The sequence below is a fragment of the Arthrobacter sp. Hb9-2 genome (assembly GCF_059091165.1).
In genome coordinates this window covers 20113-35109 of sequence record NZ_JBNHGJ010000041.1, presented here as the reverse complement: position 1 = coordinate 35109, position 14997 = coordinate 20113, and the positions used below count along the sequence as shown (strand labels likewise).

Genomic DNA, 14997 nt, shown 5'->3' with positions numbered 1-14997 from the left:
GGGGGCGGTGCCCCTGTCGCTCCCGCCCGCCGGGGGGGTGTGTGCTTTGCCCGCCGGGGGGGGGCGGCCGCGGGGGGGGGGGGGGGGGGGCCCCCCCCCCGGGCCCACTACTGGTTTCTTGTCAGCCTCAGGTGCTGTTGTGTCAGGCTCAGGCCCGGTGGAAAGACTCCGCTTCAGTCCCGCACAGGGCCTTCGGTGAGTGCTGGCTGTGAACGGGCACGCCCTCTACCCGGCGCCTGCGGCCTCCGTCGTTACATGGGGCGCCTTTTGAGGGAGAAAGCGGCGACCGCGGTGGCACGGCGTGGTGCCGTGCGCCGGGCCCCGCGGTCCATCGCCACAGTGGCCAGAACCCCGGGAACAACGACGACGAAGTAGATCACTTCCACGCGGGCGGCTTCGGCTCCGGTGAAGCCGAAGGAACAGTGCTCCCATTGTCCGCCCGGCTCCCATGCGTGCCAGTGCCGCGGCAGGACGCTAGGAGTGGAGCCGGTGCGGCGCCTCCAGGAGGGAACGGACCACGCTTCCCGCGGCACCCAGCAGGGCTCCGCCTTCCCCCACAGCGGCCGTGGTGATGTTTTCCGGGAGAACTTTTCCGGGTGCGTACTTGCTGAGGCTTTCGATCAACGGCGGGCGCAGCCAATGCTCGAGGACGGCGAAGTGCCCGCCGAGCACAACGGCCCTGATGTTGGTAACCCGTGACGTGGAGGCAATCGCGACGCCCAGGGACCGCCCGGCACGCTGCACGGCCAGCACTGCGTCCGGCTTCTCCGCAGCAAGCGCCTCCACCAGGGCGGACATGCTTTCCGACCTCGCCTGCCGTTTTCCTTCAATTCCCGCGGCGGCAAGAATCGCATCCTGCCCGGCTATTGTCTCCAGGCAGCCCGTTCCACCACACGAGCATGGCCTGCCTTCGGGGTCGACCACAATATGGCCCACTTCCCCCGCATGCCCATCCGGGCCGGTGAAAAGCTCCGACCTGATGACCAGCCCGCCGCCAACACCCACTTCGCCGGAGATGAAGAGGAAGTCCTGCTTGCGGTGGGGACCGTGGGCCAGTTCAGCGAGGGCAGCAGCATTGGCCTCATTGAACAGCGTGACACCCAACGGTAAGCCGGGAAGCAGCTGGGCAACGTCCAGTTTTACGTCCACCCACCCCAGGTTGGGGGCAGTGATGACCGTTGCACTGCCGGCATCCACGAGTCCGGGAACAGCCAGTCCTCCGCCCAGCACCTCCATGCCCTTGGCCGCGGCCGCCGCCCGGACTTCGGCAGCCAAGGAAGCGAGGGCAGCCATCACAGGCGCACTTGCAGTATCGCGGTTGTCCCGTTCACGAATCTCCTGCACCACCACGGCCCCGGAAAGACTGGTAGCGCCGGCAGCGATGTAGTCGACGTTGATTTCCATACCCATCACACCGCGTGCAGGGTTTAATTCCAGTCCGACGCCCGGCCGGCCGCGCTCGCCCTGGGGGTTCAGGCCAATTTCATGCAGAATGCCCGCTTCGAGAAGGTCGAGGACAATGCTCGACACCGAGGCCTTGGTCAGTCCCGTGGCTGCTGCAATCTGCGCCCGGGTCAGGTGGAATCCGGCCGGGGACTGTGCCACCGTGCCGAGGACGAGGGCAAGGTTACTCCGGCGCACGTCGCCCATGCTCCCCGGCGTGGCGGCGCCGGCCGCTGTCGCCGTTGCCGTGTTCGCCATGGCCGGCCTCCTCGTACTCGATGCGGGACCGTGGGTTGCGTTCCCTTTGCTATTGACCTTAGCGTAATCACGCTTATATAGTTCAAGCGATGAACTAACCGCCGGACCGACGGCGGAACAACTAGTGCAAGGACGCATCATGACTCTTACCCCGACCCCCGCTGAGAAGTTCACTTTTGGTCTTTGGACTGTTGGCTGGACCGGCGCTGACCCGTTCGGTGTTGCGACCCGTGCGGCGCTGGATCCGGTGGAGGCGGTGCACCGGCTCGCGGAGCTGGGCGCCTACGGCATCACCTTCCATGACAACGACCTGGTCCCGTTTGAGGCCACGGCCTCGGAGCGTGAGCTGATCCTGAAGAACTTCAAGGCGGCCCTGGCCGAGACCGGGTTGAAGGTCCCGATGGTGACCACCAACCTGTTCAGCCACCCGGTATTCAAGGACGGCGGGTTCACCTCCAACGACCGCTCCATCCGCCGCTTTGCCCTGTCCAAGGTCCTGCGGAACATCGATTCCGCCGCGGAGTTCGGCGCCGAGACGTTCGTGATGTGGGGCGGGCGTGAGGGCAGCGAATACGACGGGTCCAAGGACCTCTCCGCGGCCCTGGACCGGATGCGCGAGGGCGTGGACACCGCCGCCGCGTACATCAAGGACAAGGGCTACAACCTGCGGATCGCGCTGGAGCCCAAGCCCAACGAACCCCGCGGCGATATCTTCCTGCCCACCGTCGGGCACGGCCTGGCGTTCATCGCCCAGCTCGAACACGGCGACATCGTGGGTTTGAACCCCGAAACCGGGCACGAGCAGATGGCCGGGCTGAACTTCACCCACGGCATCGCCCAGGCCCTGTGGGCCGGCAAGCTGTTCCACATCGACCTCAACGGCCAGCGCGGCATCAAGTACGACCAGGACCTCGTCTTCGGCCACGGCGACCTCACCAGCGCCTTCTTCACCGTGGACCTGCTCGAAAACGGCTTCCCCAACGGCGGCCCCCGCTACGAGGGCCCGCGGCACTTCGACTACAAGCCCTCCCGCACCGATGGGTACGACGGCGTCTGGGAATCCGCCAAAGCCAACATGTCCATGTACCTGCTCCTGAAAGAACGCGCCACCGCGTTCCGCGCCGACCCCCAGGTCCAGGAAGCCCTCGCCGCCTCCGGCGTCTTCGAACTCGGCGAAACCACCCTCACCGCCGGCGAAACCGCCACCGACCTGCTCAACGACACCACCGCGTTCGAAGACTTCGACGCCGACAAAGCAGCCGAACGCTCCTTCGCCTTCGTCCGCCTCAACCAGCTCGCCATCGAACACCTCCTCAACGCCCGCTGACCATGGCACTGGTAGCAGGCATCGACAGCTCCACGCAGTCCTGCAAAGTGGTGATCCGTGATGCGGACACTGGAGCACTGGTCCGCGAAGGCAGGGCCAGCCATCCGGAGGGCACCGAAGTCCACCCGGACCACTGGTGGGCAGCCCTGCAGGAGGCAATCACAAAGGCCGGCGGACTGGACGACGTAGCGGCGGTTTCAGTGGGCGGCCAGCAGCACGGCATGGTCTGCCTGGACAGCGACGGCCGGGTGATCCGGCCTGCGCTCCTGTGGAATGACACACGCAGTGCCGGTGCGGCCCTGGAGCTGATCCGGACCGCGGGTGACGGCGACCCTGCCGCCGGCGCCAGCTACTGGGCCGGCGCCACGGGCACCGTCCCGGTAGCGTCGCTGACGCTCACGAAGCTGCACTGGCTGGCCGGGAATGAGCCGGAGAACGCGGCGAAGGTTGCTGCGGTCTGCCTGCCGCACGACTGGCTGACCTGGCGGCTTCTGGGCTATGGCGAGGGCAGCGGACCGGGAAGCCTTAAGGCCTTGACCACGGACCGGTCGGACGCCTCCGGTACGGGCTATTATTCGACGGCGGCGGGCCGGTACCTTCCGGACGTCCTGGAGTCCTCACTGGGGCACGTTCCGCTGCTGCCCGAAGTGCTGGGCCCGCTGGACGTCGCAGGCAAGACTCCCGCCGGCGCCCTCGTGGCCGCCGGCGCCGGGGACAACGCCGCAGCAGCGCTGGGTGTTGGTGCCGGCGTCGGCGATGTGGTGATGTCGCTGGGCACGTCCGGAACGGTCTTTGCCGTGTCCGGTACCGCCGCCGCCGATCCGTCCGGGCTGGTGGCAGGGTTTGCGGACGCCGCCGGGAATTACCTGCCGCTGGTGTGTACGCTCAACGCCACCCGGGTTTTTGATGCCACCGCAGCCCTGCTGGATGTCAGCCTGCCGGAGTTCACCGAGCTGGCGCTCTCCGCCGAAAGCGGTGCCGGAGGCTTGACCCTCGTGCCCTACTTCGACGGCGAGCGGACGCCAAACCTGCCCGACGCCACAGGTTCCCTGCATGGGATTACCCGCCGCAATTACACCCCGGCCAATCTGGCACGCGCCGCCGTCGAAGGCGTGGTGTGTTCGCTGGCTGACGGGCTGGCGGCCCTTCAGCAGCAGGGAGTCGAGGCCAGGCGGATCATCCTGGTGGGCGGCGGAGCACAGTCCGCGGCCGTGCAGGAGGCCGTAGCGCAGCTGCTGGGAATCGAGGTCACCGTGCCGCGTCCCGGGGAATACGTAGCCGACGGCGCCGCGCGCCAGGCCGCCGCGGCACTCACGGGGCAGTTTCCGCAGTGGGCGCTCGACGCCGTCGACCTCCCCGCAGGGCAGGACGACGGCGGGGTGCTGGCCCGCTACCGCAGATGCGCCTCGCTGTACGCCTAGGTATCCTCACCAACAAAAGGACCCGGACCGCCGATGGCGGGCCGGGTCTTTTTGGGGTGGGGCGCAGGCTCCTGGCAGCCATGTTGGGAAAAGGCGTGGCAGGAGCCCGCGGTCTGGACAGGACATCCAGAGCGTGTCAGGCGTACGGGAGGACGAGCTCCGCGTAGCGCTCCTTCACTGTGGCCAGGACGGTATTGCCATCCGTGTCCCAGATGTCCTGATTGAAAATTTCCACTTCGATGTCACCGGTGTAGCCGGCATCCCGAACCCAGGTGCCGATGGTGGCAAAGTCCACTACGCCGTCGCCCATGTACCCACGGGACAGCAGCGGATCGGCGGCGATGGGCATGTTGAAATCGCACACCTGGTAGGAGGCAATGCGGTTCTCCCGGCCGGCGCGGTCGATCTGGCCTTTGAGCTCGGGATCCCACCAGACATGGAAGGTATCAACTGCGACGCCCACAGTGGAGGCATCGAAGGGCGCCGCAAGGTCGAGGGCCTGCCCCAGCGTGGAGATCAGGGCACGGTCCGCCGCGTACATGGGGTGCAGCGGTTCAAGGACCAGGCGGACGCCGTTTTCCTCCGCAAAGGGAGCGAGGTCGGCGAGGCGGTCCGCGACGCGCTGGCGTGCGGCCACCACATCCTTCTCGCCCGCCGCCAGTCCGCCAACAACAAGGAACAGTTCCTTGGTGCCCAGGGCCACAGCTTCCAGGATGGCGGCGCGGTTGTCGGCCAGCGCGGCGGCCTGGCCCTCAGGGTCAGCAGCGGTCAGGAATCCGCCGCGGCACAGGGAAGAGACGCGCAGGCCGGCGTCCTTGATCAGGCGCGCTGCTTTGTCCAGACCAGCTTCCTCCACCCGATCCCGCCAAGGGCCGATGGACGGGATCCCGGCGTTGACGCAGCCCTCCACCACCTGGGCGAGGGTCCACTTCTTGGTGGTGGCGCTGTTGATGGCGAGGCGGGAGAAGTCGCTCATACTCCTACTCCGTTGATCCGCAGGTAATCAGACATCCGGAAAGCGGCGAGCGCCGGATCCCGGAGCAGTCCGGCCTGGTCTGCCAGTTCGAACGTCTTGGCGAGGTGGCATACGGACCGGCCCGAGTGCAGTCCGCCCACCATCTGGAAGCCCTGCTGCTTGCCGTTGAGCCAGGACATAAACGCGATCCCGGTCTTGTAGTAGAACGTGGGGGCGCTGAAGATGTGCTTGCCCAGTTCGCGGGTGGAATCCAGAATCTCCCGGGCCCTGGCGCCGTTGCCGGCATCGTAGTTCTGCAAGGCTACTGAAGCTGCCGGGTAGATGGCGGCGAAGATGCCCAGGAGGGCGTCGGAGTGGTGGCTGCCGTCGCCGTCGATCAGCTCGGGGTAGTTGAAGTCGTCACCGGTGTAGAGGCGGACGCCTTTGGGGAGCGCAGCGCGGAGGGCCACCTCGTGGCTGGCGTCGAGCAGGGAGACCTTGACACCGTCCACCTTCGCCGCGTTGTCCTTGATGAGCCCGAGGAACGTGTCCGTGGCTGTCGCAACATCATCCGAACCCCAGTAGCCGGCGAGGGCGGGATCGAACATGGTGCCGAGCCAGTGCAGGATGACCGGCTGGTCCACTTCCTGCAGCAGGGCGGAGTACACCTTCAGGTAGTCCTCCGGGCCGCTGGCCACTTTGGCGAGGGCCCGCGAGGCCATGATGATGACCTTGGGCCCGGCCTCGGTGATGACGGCGATCTGCTCGCGGTACGCCTCGAGGACGGCTTTGAGTCCCGCTTCGCCAACAGGCAGGGAGTCGATGTCCAGCTGGTCGGTGCCGGCGCCGCAGGAGACGAGGTCCCGGACCGATTTGCCGGCCGTGGCCGCGTTGCCGGACGAGACCACAGAGGCAGCCTCGACGCCGGTGCGCTTGATGAGCTGCTGCGTGGCGGCCCAGTCCAGGCCCATGCCGCGCTGGGCGGTATCCATGGCATCGGCAACGCCCAGGCCGTAGGACCACAGCTCGTGGCGGTAGGCCATGGTGGCTTCCCAGTCGAGCCGGGCCGGGGCGCCGGGGGTGTTGTCTGCCAGGACCTCGGGGATGACGTGTGCTGCGGCGTAGGCGCGGCGGGTGGTCAGCGGGGCTGTGGGACGGGCCCAGGACGTAGCGCCCTGCAGCCGGTATTCCCTGGTACCGCCGTCGTGGGAGGGAAGGATGAGCGAGGTCATTAGAGCGTGATCTCCGGGATGTCGAGGGTGCGGCGTTCGTCGTTGGACTGCAGGCCGAGCTCTGCGAGCTGGACACCGCGGGCGGCGGACAGCAGGCCAAAGCGGTGTTGGCGGCCGGCAACGACGTCGCGGAGGAACTCTTCCCACTGCAGCTTGAAGCCGTTGTCCAGCTCAGCGTTGGCAGGCACTTCCTGCCACTGGTCGCGGAAGGATTCCGTGACGGGCAGGTCCGGGTTCCAGACCGGCTTCGGAGTGTGCGCACGCTGCTGGGCAACGCACTTGTTCAGGCCTGCGACAGCGGAACCATGGGTGCCGTCGATCTGGAATTCCACGAGCTCGTCCCGGTAGACGCGGACGGCCCAGGAGGAGTTGATCTGGCCGATGACAGGGTCGCCGGCCGGGGTCTCGAGTTCGAAGATGCCGTAGGAGGCGTCATCGGCGGTGGCCTTGTACTCCTTGCCCGCTTCGTCCCAGCGGTTGGGGATGTGGGTGGCGGTCTTGGCGTTGACGCTCTTGACCTTGCCGATGATGCCTTCAAGGACGTAGTTCCAGTGGCAGAACATGTCCGTGGTCATTCCACCGCCGTCTTCCTTGCGGTAGTTCCAGGACGGGCGCTGCGCAGCCTGGACGTCGCCTTCGAAGACCCAGTAGCCAAATTCGCCGCGGATGGAAAGGATGCGGCCGAAGAAGCCTTCGTCCACCAGGCGGCGGAGCTTGACCAGGCCGGGCAGGTACAGCTTGTCGTGGACAACACCCGCGGTCACGCCGGCTGCCTTGCCGATGCGGGCCAGTTCGATGGCTTCTTCGAGGGTTTCGGCCGTGGGCTTCTCCGTGAAGATGTGCTTTCCGGCGAGCATGGCCTTCTTCAGCGTGGCAGCACGAAGGCTGGTCATGGAGGCGTCAAAAACAATATCGACGGTGGGATCGTTGATCACGGCGTCGAGGTCGGTGCTCCATTCGGAGACCTTGTGCTTTTCCGCGAGTTCGCGGATCTTGGCTTCGTTGCGGCCTACCAGGATGGGCTCAACCTGGATGCGGGTGCCGTCCTCCAGGGTGAAGCCACCGGCGTCCCGGATGGGGAGGATGGAGCGCAGCAGGTGCTGGCGGTAGCCCATCCGGCCGGTGATGCCGTTCATGGCGATGCGGATCGTCTTAGTTTCGAAGCCCATGTGTCCTCCACGGTGAGTGAGCAGTAGTACTCAAGCTAATTGGGAAAGCGCATTCCCACTACATCCATGATGCACCGGGGCAGACGTATTGGCAAGCGCTTTCCGGAAAGGGCGTAAAACTGCCATAATGTGAGCACGCTTACTGTTCCTCTAAAGCCTCCAGGAGTTGCTGTGGCTGCAAGTACCCTTACCGAGGTGGCGCGGCTCGCCGGCGTGTCGCCGGCCACCGCCTCGCGCGTCCTCAACGGTTCCGCGCGCAAGCCCGGCCAGGACATCGCTGACAGGGTCCGGCAGGCCGCTGATTCCCTCGGCTACATTCCCAATGCGCAGGCACAGGGCCTGGCGAAGTCCAGCTCCGGCTTGATAGGCCTGATCGTCCACGATATCGCCGACCCCTACTTCGCCGCCATTGCCCGGGGCGTCCAGGAAGCAGCACGTGAGCAGCGCAAAATGGTCCTGCTGGCCACCACCGGCGGAGCTCCGGCAGAAGAGAAGGAAGCGGTGGCAGCCTTCGCAGCCCGCCGCGCCGACTCCATCGTGATCGCAGGTTCCCGCTCGTCCCAGCCGGAGAACCAGGAGGACAATGCGGAACTGGCTGCCGAACTGGACAGGTATTGCCGCAACGGCGGCCGGGTAGCGGTTGTGGGCCACCCGGTAGTTGGTGCGACGGCGGAGGAGGGCTACCACGTGCTGGCCGTGCCAAACCAGGAACTCGCCGCAGCGCTGGCGGTCAAACTTGCCGCCGGCTGGGACGGTGACTTTGTAATCATCGGCGGCCCGGAGGGACTCTTCACCTCCGACGACCGGGTGCGCGGTTTCCAGGAGGGCCTGGCAGCGGCAGGGCGCGAGCCTGCGGACATCCTGCGCACCGCATTCAACCGGGCGGGCGGCTACGAGGCCGGCCTCAAGCTTGCCGGGCTGATCAAGGAACGCCAGGCGGGATCCGGGGATGCGGCCGGCGGCAGGAAGTTGTGCATCTTTGCCGTCAATGATGTCATGGCCATCGGCGCTACGGCTGCACTCCGTTCACAGGGGCTCCGCATTCCGCGCGACGCTATCATCGCAGGCTTCGACGACATCGAGACACTCCGCGATTTCCGCCCCGCACTCTCCACGGTCCGCCTCCCGCTCGAAGAGATCGGGCGCCTTGCCACCCGTGCCACAGCTCCGGGAGCCCTCGCGACCGGCGCAGGGCCGGACCGGGAATCCAGGGACGCAGGAACCGGCGGTACAGAAAAGGGAGGCGCCGCCGTCGTGCAGCCGTATCCGATCACCGGCGAAGTCACGCTCCGCCGCAGCACCGAGACGGCGGCCTGAACGTGGCGCCCCGCCTGACAGCCGTCCCGTCCAGCACCGGCGCCGCCGGTGACCGGCCCGCAGTCCTGGTCCTCCCCGGAGGCGGCTACGCCCGGCAGGCGGACCATGAAGCGGAGCCCGTTGCCGACTGGCTCGCTGGCCTGGGCATTCACGCGTTTGTCCTGCGGTACCGTGTTGCCCCTGACCGGCACCCGGCGCCGCTTGAGGATGCAAAGCAGGCAATGCTCCACATCCGTGGCGGAGCGCACGGCCTCGCTGTTGACCGGGAACGCGTGGGGGTACTCGGGTTTTCCGCCGGCGGACACCTTGCGGCGACGCTTTCCACAGCGGTGGCCACCGGCAGCGCTGACCTGGACGTTCCCGGTGCTGTCCCCGACCTCACCGTCCTGTGCTACCCGGTGGTGTCCTACACCCGGGAAGTGCACCAGGGGTCGGTGGACAACCTCCTTGGCGAGGCGCCGACGTCGGACGTCCTGGCGGAGCTGTCAGCAGAACAGCAGGTAACCGGCGAAACGCCGCCCGCGTTCCTTTGGCACACGGCCGACGACGCCGCCGTACCGGTAAGCCACACCCTCGGCTACGCAGGTGCGCTGCTGAGCGCCGGCGTGCCCGCTGAGCTGCACGTCTTTCCGCACGGACGCCATGGGTTGGGCCTTGCCGACGGCGAGCCCGGGCCTGATCAATGGAGTTCACTGTGTGCGGGCTGGCTGGGCCGGGCGGGCTGGACCGACCCCTCCTGATCCCCGTATGGTCAATCGGGAAGTGCTCGATGCCATCCGCATCCGGCTCCAGCAAGCGGCGGACCCGGTGCGTGCTGCCGGTGCGCAGGCGTACATGAAATCCCCCATGCCGTTCCTGGGTGTGCGGGTTCCGGATGTGCGCCGGCTGACCACGGCTGCCGTTGCCCGGTATCCCTTCGAGTCAGCAGCCGTGCAGCGGGCCACCGTGCTGGAACTATGGCGCGATGCGGAGTTCCGCGAGGAGCGGTATGCGGCCATCGACCTGACCCTCGGCAAGCTGGTGGCCGAGGACCTGAAGATGCTTCCGGTCTACGAGGAGATCATCCGCCAGGGTGGCTGGTGGGACTTCGCCGACGGTGTGGCAGGCCGGATCTGCTCGCTTCTGCAGGCCCACCGTACCGAGGTGTCGGCGGTAATTCTGGAGTGGAGCACCGACCCGGACCTCTGGATCAGGCGTGCATCGATCACCGCGCAGCTGAAGGCCAAAGGGGACACCGATCCCCAACTCCTGCGCCGTGTTATCGAGGCGAACCTTTCCGATCCCGAGTTCTTCATCAGGAAAGCGATCGGCTGGGCCCTGCGGGAGTACGCTAAGACCGCGCCGGGCTGGGTGTCGGATTTCGTGGCTGGACACGGGGAGAGAATAAGCCCACTGTCACGCCGGGAAGCGCTCAAGCACCTGACTAGATGACGGGGCGTTCCACCACAGGATCGGAACTCTTCCGGAAGAGGCTTCGCGTGCTCGGATCCCAGAAGATCAGGTAGAGGCCGAACAGCAGGCCGGTCACGGCGGCGGCTACACGCGCCAATGCCAGCGCCAACCCAAGGTCCGCGGTCTGCAGGTAAGGGAAAACCTCCAGCTGGTCCGAAATGGCGTAAATCATAAAGAACGAGACCACAAAATAGAGGGCCTTGACCTGCCAGTCGTTGCGGATGCCGGTCACGGCAAACAACGGAATTAGCCACACCACGTACCAGGACTGGATCATCGGTGCCAGCAGGACAATTCCCGCAAACGCAAGAGTCAGCCGGCGGATCAGGCGGTCGTGCTCACCCCTGAAGATCAGCCAGGCAACGATGCCCACCGCCAGCAGCTTCCCGGCGTCGAACACCCAATCGGCGAGGAGCCATCCGTCCATCCCGAATGAGTTACCCAGTGAGGCGACCACCATGCCGATCAGCCCCACCGGCGCATACCAGATGTAAATGCTGCCCGGAGCGGAAAGCCCGTTGATCCAGCCAAAGCCGAACCCGTTCACCAGGCTCATTAGCACCAGGGTCCCCAGGCTCAATCCTGCGGTCAGCCCCCAGAAGGCGAACTTCCGGAGCCAGCCTGCGTTTTTCCCTGCCCACAGCAGCCCGATGAAGGGCAGGAAAACAATGGTGATGGGTTTGACGGCGATCGAGAGTGTCACCAGGACGATGCCCCTGACCACGCGGCGGGTGGCTGAGTAGTAGAGGCCCGCCAGGGCCAATCCGATCATGAGGGCGTCATTGTGGACACTGGCTATGAAGTTGGTGAGGAAGAGTGGGTTGGCGGCCGTGAGCCAGAGGGCCCGGTGGGGATTGACCCCATGGAGCTCCGCAAGCTTCGGCACATAGATCACGCAGAGGACCACGCCGGCCACGGCCACCAGCCGGAACAGCATCACGCTGGTCTCCGGCTGGACGTTGGTGGCCCACACAACAAACTGCTCGATCCACAGGAACAACTGCCCGTAGGGAACCGGCGCCTCGGTCCACATCTTGTCCGCGCCCAGCTGGAAGTAGTTGGAGAGCGCCGAGATGCCGTTCTCGTACGGGTTGAAGCCCTCCACCATCAGGCGGCCCTGGCCGATGTAGGCGTAGACGTCGCGGCTGAACAGCGGCACGCTGAACATCATGGGCAGCCCCCAGGCGACCACTGCCATCAGTGTCGCCTTACGGGCTTCTTCTCCCCAGACATGAACGCGCTGGCCCAAACGGAGCCAGGCGCGCACCAGAAGCATCCCGCCTACCGCCAACAGAACGATGGACAGGGCCACGCCGCCTGCTTCTGCCCGCATCCAGATGAACAGGGGCATCCGGCGGAGTTCCGAGACGGGAGCCAGCCAGCCCACTCCCAAGGAACCGATCAGCATAAACATCGAGCCCACGAATCCGGCCAGAAGCGGTGAGCGGGGATTATCGACGTCGGCCACAGTTGCGGCAGTGTCAACGGCCGCAAGCTCCCCCGCTGCAGGCAAAGGCGCCGTCATCTCAGGATCGTCCAATCTCTTGGTTTGCGCTCTTGGCTTGGCGCGATTCTGCCCGGCGGGCTGCACGGCCGGCCGAGGCGGGTTACAACGACAGCAAGTGGTCCCGCCGCGTACCCGAAATCCTAGCACCGGCAGGCAGCCGGGAGGTGTAACGGTAGGCTGGTCCGGTGCCTATATCTAACGAACGAATCGTCTGGATCGACTGCGAAATGACCGGTCTGGACATCAAGAACGACGCCTTGATCGAGGTGGCAGCCCTGGTCACGGACTCCGAACTGAACATCCTCGGTGACGGGGTGGACGTAGTGATCAAACCTGATGATGCGGCCCTTGCCCAGATGAACGACTTCGTCCGGGACATGCACACCAAGTCCGGGCTGCTCAAGGAACTCCCCCACGGCACCACCATGGCCGAAGCCGAAGCCGCCGTTATGGAGTACATCGAAAAGTGGGTACCGGACCCGCGCAAGGCACCCCTGGGCGGCAACTCGGTAGGCACTGACCGCGTCTTCCTCTCGCGGGACATGCCCTCCGTGGTGGAGCACCTGCATTACCGCGTCATCGACGTCAGCACCATCAAGGAGCTCTCCCGCCGCTGGTTCGCCAGGGCCTACTTCCAGTCGCCGGCAAAGAAGGGCGGCCACCGCGCACTGGGGGACATCAAGGATTCGATCGATGAACTCCGCTACTACCGGGAAGCCGTGTTTGTGCCGCCGCCCGGACCCGACAGCGCTACGGCCCAGCGGATCGCGAAGCGCATCTCCGCCGCCGGCGACACCCAGCAGCCGGAAGCGTAATCTGCACCACGTTTGCGGGAAATTTCGGTGAAATCGGCAAAAGTGGACAAAGCACCCTTGAAGAGCAGGTAAGCTATTTGAGTTGCCTTTCAAGAGAGCCGGTTCGCCGGTAAATCTGCAGGGCGCATGGTGGGCTTAGCTCAGTTGGCAGAGCGCCTGGTTGTGGTCCAGGAGGTCGCGGGTTCAACCCCCGTAGCTCACCCTCACGGGATGGTATTACAGCCGTCCACAAAGGAGGCTGCACCGGATATCCGGTGCAGCCTCCTTTCTTTTGCACAAGATACCGCCGAAGGACCGAGGGATGACTGTTCTGCCAATCACCATTTGGGGAGAGCCCGTGCTGCACCGCAGGGCAACCGAAGTGGAAGTTTTCGACGACGAACTGCGGTCCCTCATCGCGGACATGTTCGAAACGAACGATGCAGCCAACGGCGTGGGCCTTGCGGCCCCGCAGGTTGGGGTGGGCAAGAGGATCTTCGTGTACAAATTCGCCAACGACGACGGCGCTCCCCCCACCGGCGTGCTGGTAAACCCGGTCCTCACCCTGTCCAAAATTTCCGGGGCTGTCCCCGACCCCGACGAGGAAGAGGAAGGCTGCCTGTCCTTCCCCAGCGGGCAGTACCCGCTGAAGCGCGCCGAGTGGGCTCGCGTGGAGGGCTTTGACGGCTTTGGGCAGCCGGTCAAGTTCGAGGCGACCGGCTGGTTCGCCCGAGTGATGCAGCATGAGTACGACCACCTTGACGGCAAGCTCTACGTCAACCGCCTGATGGACCGCTACGCCCGCAAGGCCATGAAGCAGGCCAAGAAAAACGGGTGGGGCGTTCCCGGACTGACCTGGATGCCCGGCGTGGACCCGGACCCCTTCGGCCATTAGGCCCGACAGCGGGACGATGGCCGGCTGCCTCGACGCGCCAGGATCGCCCGGGTTCAGGGATCAGCGGGCTGAAACGGTCTGCTGGTCCGGGCAGGACCCTAGAACCCGCTTCATGGCGTCCTTTTCTGCCTCCGTGACCCAGAGCCCGTAAGCAGCCTTGACGGAGATCTGGCGGGCTACATAGTGGCAGCGGATCGACTTGTTCCTGGGGAGCCAGGTGGCGGCATCGCCGGCACTCTTCTGCTGGTTGGCCGGTCCGTCCGCTGCGATGAGGTTCAGGGGATCGTTGGCGAGGCTCTGCCGCTCCCCTGCCGTCAGCTGTTGCGCGCCCTTCTGCCATGCGTCACCCAGGGCAACGACATGGTCTATTTGGACTGCCCGGCTGCTTTCTGAGCCCCGGCGGAAGTCCACAAACCGTCCGAGGTAGGGTTCATGGATGGTCCCGGCGGCCACGCGGCACGTGGACCCTTCCATGAAGACCACGTCCGTAAGGTCACGCCGCAGGATGTCGTTGCGGGTATCGCAGCCGTTGCGGTCAACATCCTGCCAGGCCTGGCCGAACGCCTCCCTGCTGTAGTTGTCCTTCCCCGCGCGTCCCTTCACGACAAGTCCGTCCAGTACCGAGAGGGCTGTTCCCGGGGGCACCGGATGGACCGGCACAACCGGCTTCATCCAGCCGGGGTCAAAGACGGGAGCTTCTGTGGGCCCGGAAGCGGCGGGCTCCGTTACGGCAAACTGGCCAGCGGTGAAGAACCAGAACAAAGCCCCCAGCGCCGAGACGGCAGCAACTGCGAGCACTCCCCACGCCTGCCGGGAACGGCGCCGGGCACGGCGGTAGGCGGACCAGCTCACGGTCATGGGGTTCCTGCCCTTCCGGTTTGTTGATGCACCAGAAGAGCGTAGGACAGCCGAGCATCATCCCTGCCGATATCCACACTGTGGAGGGCGGGTGAGGGTCAGACTGATGGAGCTACTGCTCCCGCATCACCCGTCGAAGGTCCTCCTCGGCGATGGCCAGGAGTCCCTCAAGCTGCCGCACCCGGTCCTCGCTGACGTCGCCCGCTGCGTGGCCGGCGCGGGCGCCTTCAAGCAGGCGGACGGCCTCTTTGTGATTGGCCTTTGCCACATCGAGTGCGTGTTCCAGGGTAGTTTCATGCTGGAGCGTCGAATCTTTATCCATGGCACAAGTGTGGTCCCGTTTCCCGGCTGATTCCAGCGAATCAGCCG

14 protein-coding genes and 1 tRNA gene are annotated in these 14997 nt (G+C 65.8%); 8 read left to right on the top strand and 7 right to left on the bottom strand.

The genetic code is table 11. From position 1 onward, the window contains the following. Nucleotides 1–474: 474 nt before the first annotated feature. Nucleotides 475–1701, bottom strand: a complete 1227-nt coding sequence (locus tag AC5RV1_RS18710; protein ID WP_493948943.1) for an ROK family protein — start codon at nucleotides 1699–1701, stop codon at nucleotides 475–477. Between the two features lie 139 nt (nucleotides 1702–1840). Here AC5RV1_RS18710 and xylA point away from each other — a divergent pair, with 139 nt between their 5' ends. Together xylA and xylB are read left to right on the top strand one after the other, a co-directional pair. Beyond that, a complete protein-coding gene (gene xylA / locus AC5RV1_RS18705; protein ID WP_493945667.1) occupies nucleotides 1841–3028 on the top strand; it encodes a xylose isomerase in 1188 nt (395 codons plus the stop codon). Nucleotides 3029–3030: 2 nt separating this feature from the next. After that, nucleotides 3031–4449: a xylulokinase gene (gene xylB, locus AC5RV1_RS18700; protein ID WP_493995584.1), complete on the top strand. Its 1419-nt coding sequence runs from the start codon at nucleotides 3031–3033 to the stop codon at nucleotides 4447–4449. A 136-nt stretch (nucleotides 4450–4585) separates the two neighbouring features. Here the strand turns inward: xylB and AC5RV1_RS18695 are convergent, their stop codons facing one another. The 3 genes from AC5RV1_RS18695 to AC5RV1_RS18685 are packed head-to-tail and all read right to left on the bottom strand — an operon-like array spanning nucleotide 4586 to nucleotide 7805. Next, nucleotides 4586–5425, bottom strand: a complete 840-nt coding sequence (locus tag AC5RV1_RS18695) for a sugar phosphate isomerase/epimerase family protein (RefSeq protein ID WP_493995583.1) — start codon at nucleotides 5423–5425, stop codon at nucleotides 4586–4588. Then, nucleotides 5422–6636, bottom strand: a complete 1215-nt coding sequence (locus AC5RV1_RS18690) for a dihydrodipicolinate synthase family protein (protein ID WP_493948946.1) — start codon at nucleotides 6634–6636, stop codon at nucleotides 5422–5424. Before AC5RV1_RS18690 ends, AC5RV1_RS18695 begins: the two co-directional genes overlap by 4 nt. Then, nucleotides 6636–7805, bottom strand: coding sequence for a Gfo/Idh/MocA family protein (locus AC5RV1_RS18685; RefSeq protein WP_493995582.1), 1170 nt, complete (start codon nucleotides 7803–7805; stop codon nucleotides 6636–6638). Before AC5RV1_RS18685 ends, AC5RV1_RS18690 begins: the two co-directional genes overlap by 1 nt. Before the next feature lie 171 nt (nucleotides 7806–7976). Between AC5RV1_RS18685 and AC5RV1_RS18680 the strand changes: the two genes are divergently transcribed. Genes AC5RV1_RS18680 through AC5RV1_RS18670 form a run of 3 tightly spaced genes read left to right on the top strand, consistent with a single transcriptional unit; the run spans nucleotide 7977 to nucleotide 10553 of the window. After that, on the top strand, nucleotides 7977–9122 hold the full coding sequence (locus tag AC5RV1_RS18680) for a LacI family DNA-binding transcriptional regulator (RefSeq protein WP_493995581.1): 1146 nt from the start codon (nucleotides 7977–7979) through the stop codon (nucleotides 9120–9122). A 2-nt stretch (nucleotides 9123–9124) separates the two neighbouring features. Beyond that, nucleotides 9125–9862: an alpha/beta hydrolase gene (locus tag AC5RV1_RS18675; RefSeq protein WP_493995580.1), complete on the top strand. Its 738-nt coding sequence runs from the start codon at nucleotides 9125–9127 to the stop codon at nucleotides 9860–9862. A 7-nt stretch (nucleotides 9863–9869) separates the two neighbouring features. After that, the gene (locus AC5RV1_RS18670) at nucleotides 9870–10553 is read left to right on the top strand and encodes a DNA alkylation repair protein (protein WP_493995579.1); all 684 of its coding nucleotides are present in this window, start codon (nucleotides 9870–9872) and stop codon (nucleotides 10551–10553) included. Here AC5RV1_RS18670 and mptB read toward each other — a convergent pair. Further along, on the bottom strand, nucleotides 10546–12099 hold the full coding sequence (gene mptB / locus AC5RV1_RS18665; protein ID WP_493995578.1) for a polyprenol phosphomannose-dependent alpha 1,6 mannosyltransferase MptB: 1554 nt from the start codon (nucleotides 12097–12099) through the stop codon (nucleotides 10546–10548). The two genes, AC5RV1_RS18670 and mptB, sit on opposite strands and share 8 nt — an antisense overlap. A gap of 167 nt (nucleotides 12100–12266) precedes the next feature. Between mptB and orn the strand changes: the two genes are divergently transcribed. The 3 genes from orn (at nucleotide 12267) to def (ending at nucleotide 13770) form a co-directional block, all read left to right on the top strand. Further along, entirely contained in the window at nucleotides 12267–12896 is a 630-nt protein-coding gene (orn, locus tag AC5RV1_RS18660; RefSeq protein WP_493948951.1) for an oligoribonuclease, read from the top strand. A gap of 129 nt (nucleotides 12897–13025) precedes the next feature. Continuing rightward, nucleotides 13026–13098: transfer RNA gene (locus AC5RV1_RS18655), tRNA-His, on the top strand. 99 nt (nucleotides 13099–13197) lie between these two features. After that, on the top strand, nucleotides 13198–13770 hold the full coding sequence (def, locus tag AC5RV1_RS18650; RefSeq protein ID WP_493948952.1) for a peptide deformylase: 573 nt from the start codon (nucleotides 13198–13200) through the stop codon (nucleotides 13768–13770). A gap of 60 nt (nucleotides 13771–13830) precedes the next feature. On the opposite strand, the gene AC5RV1_RS18645 is transcribed toward def, so the two are convergent. Together AC5RV1_RS18645 and AC5RV1_RS18640 are read right to left on the bottom strand one after the other, a co-directional pair. Further along, complete coding sequence (locus AC5RV1_RS18645) at nucleotides 13831–14628, bottom strand: HNH endonuclease family protein (RefSeq protein WP_493995577.1); 798 nt, start codon at nucleotides 14626–14628, stop codon at nucleotides 13831–13833. A 112-nt stretch (nucleotides 14629–14740) separates the two neighbouring features. Beyond that, the gene (locus tag AC5RV1_RS18640) at nucleotides 14741–14950 is read right to left on the bottom strand and encodes a hypothetical protein (RefSeq protein ID WP_493948954.1); all 210 of its coding nucleotides are present in this window, start codon (nucleotides 14948–14950) and stop codon (nucleotides 14741–14743) included. Nucleotides 14951–14997 lie beyond the last annotated feature (47 nt).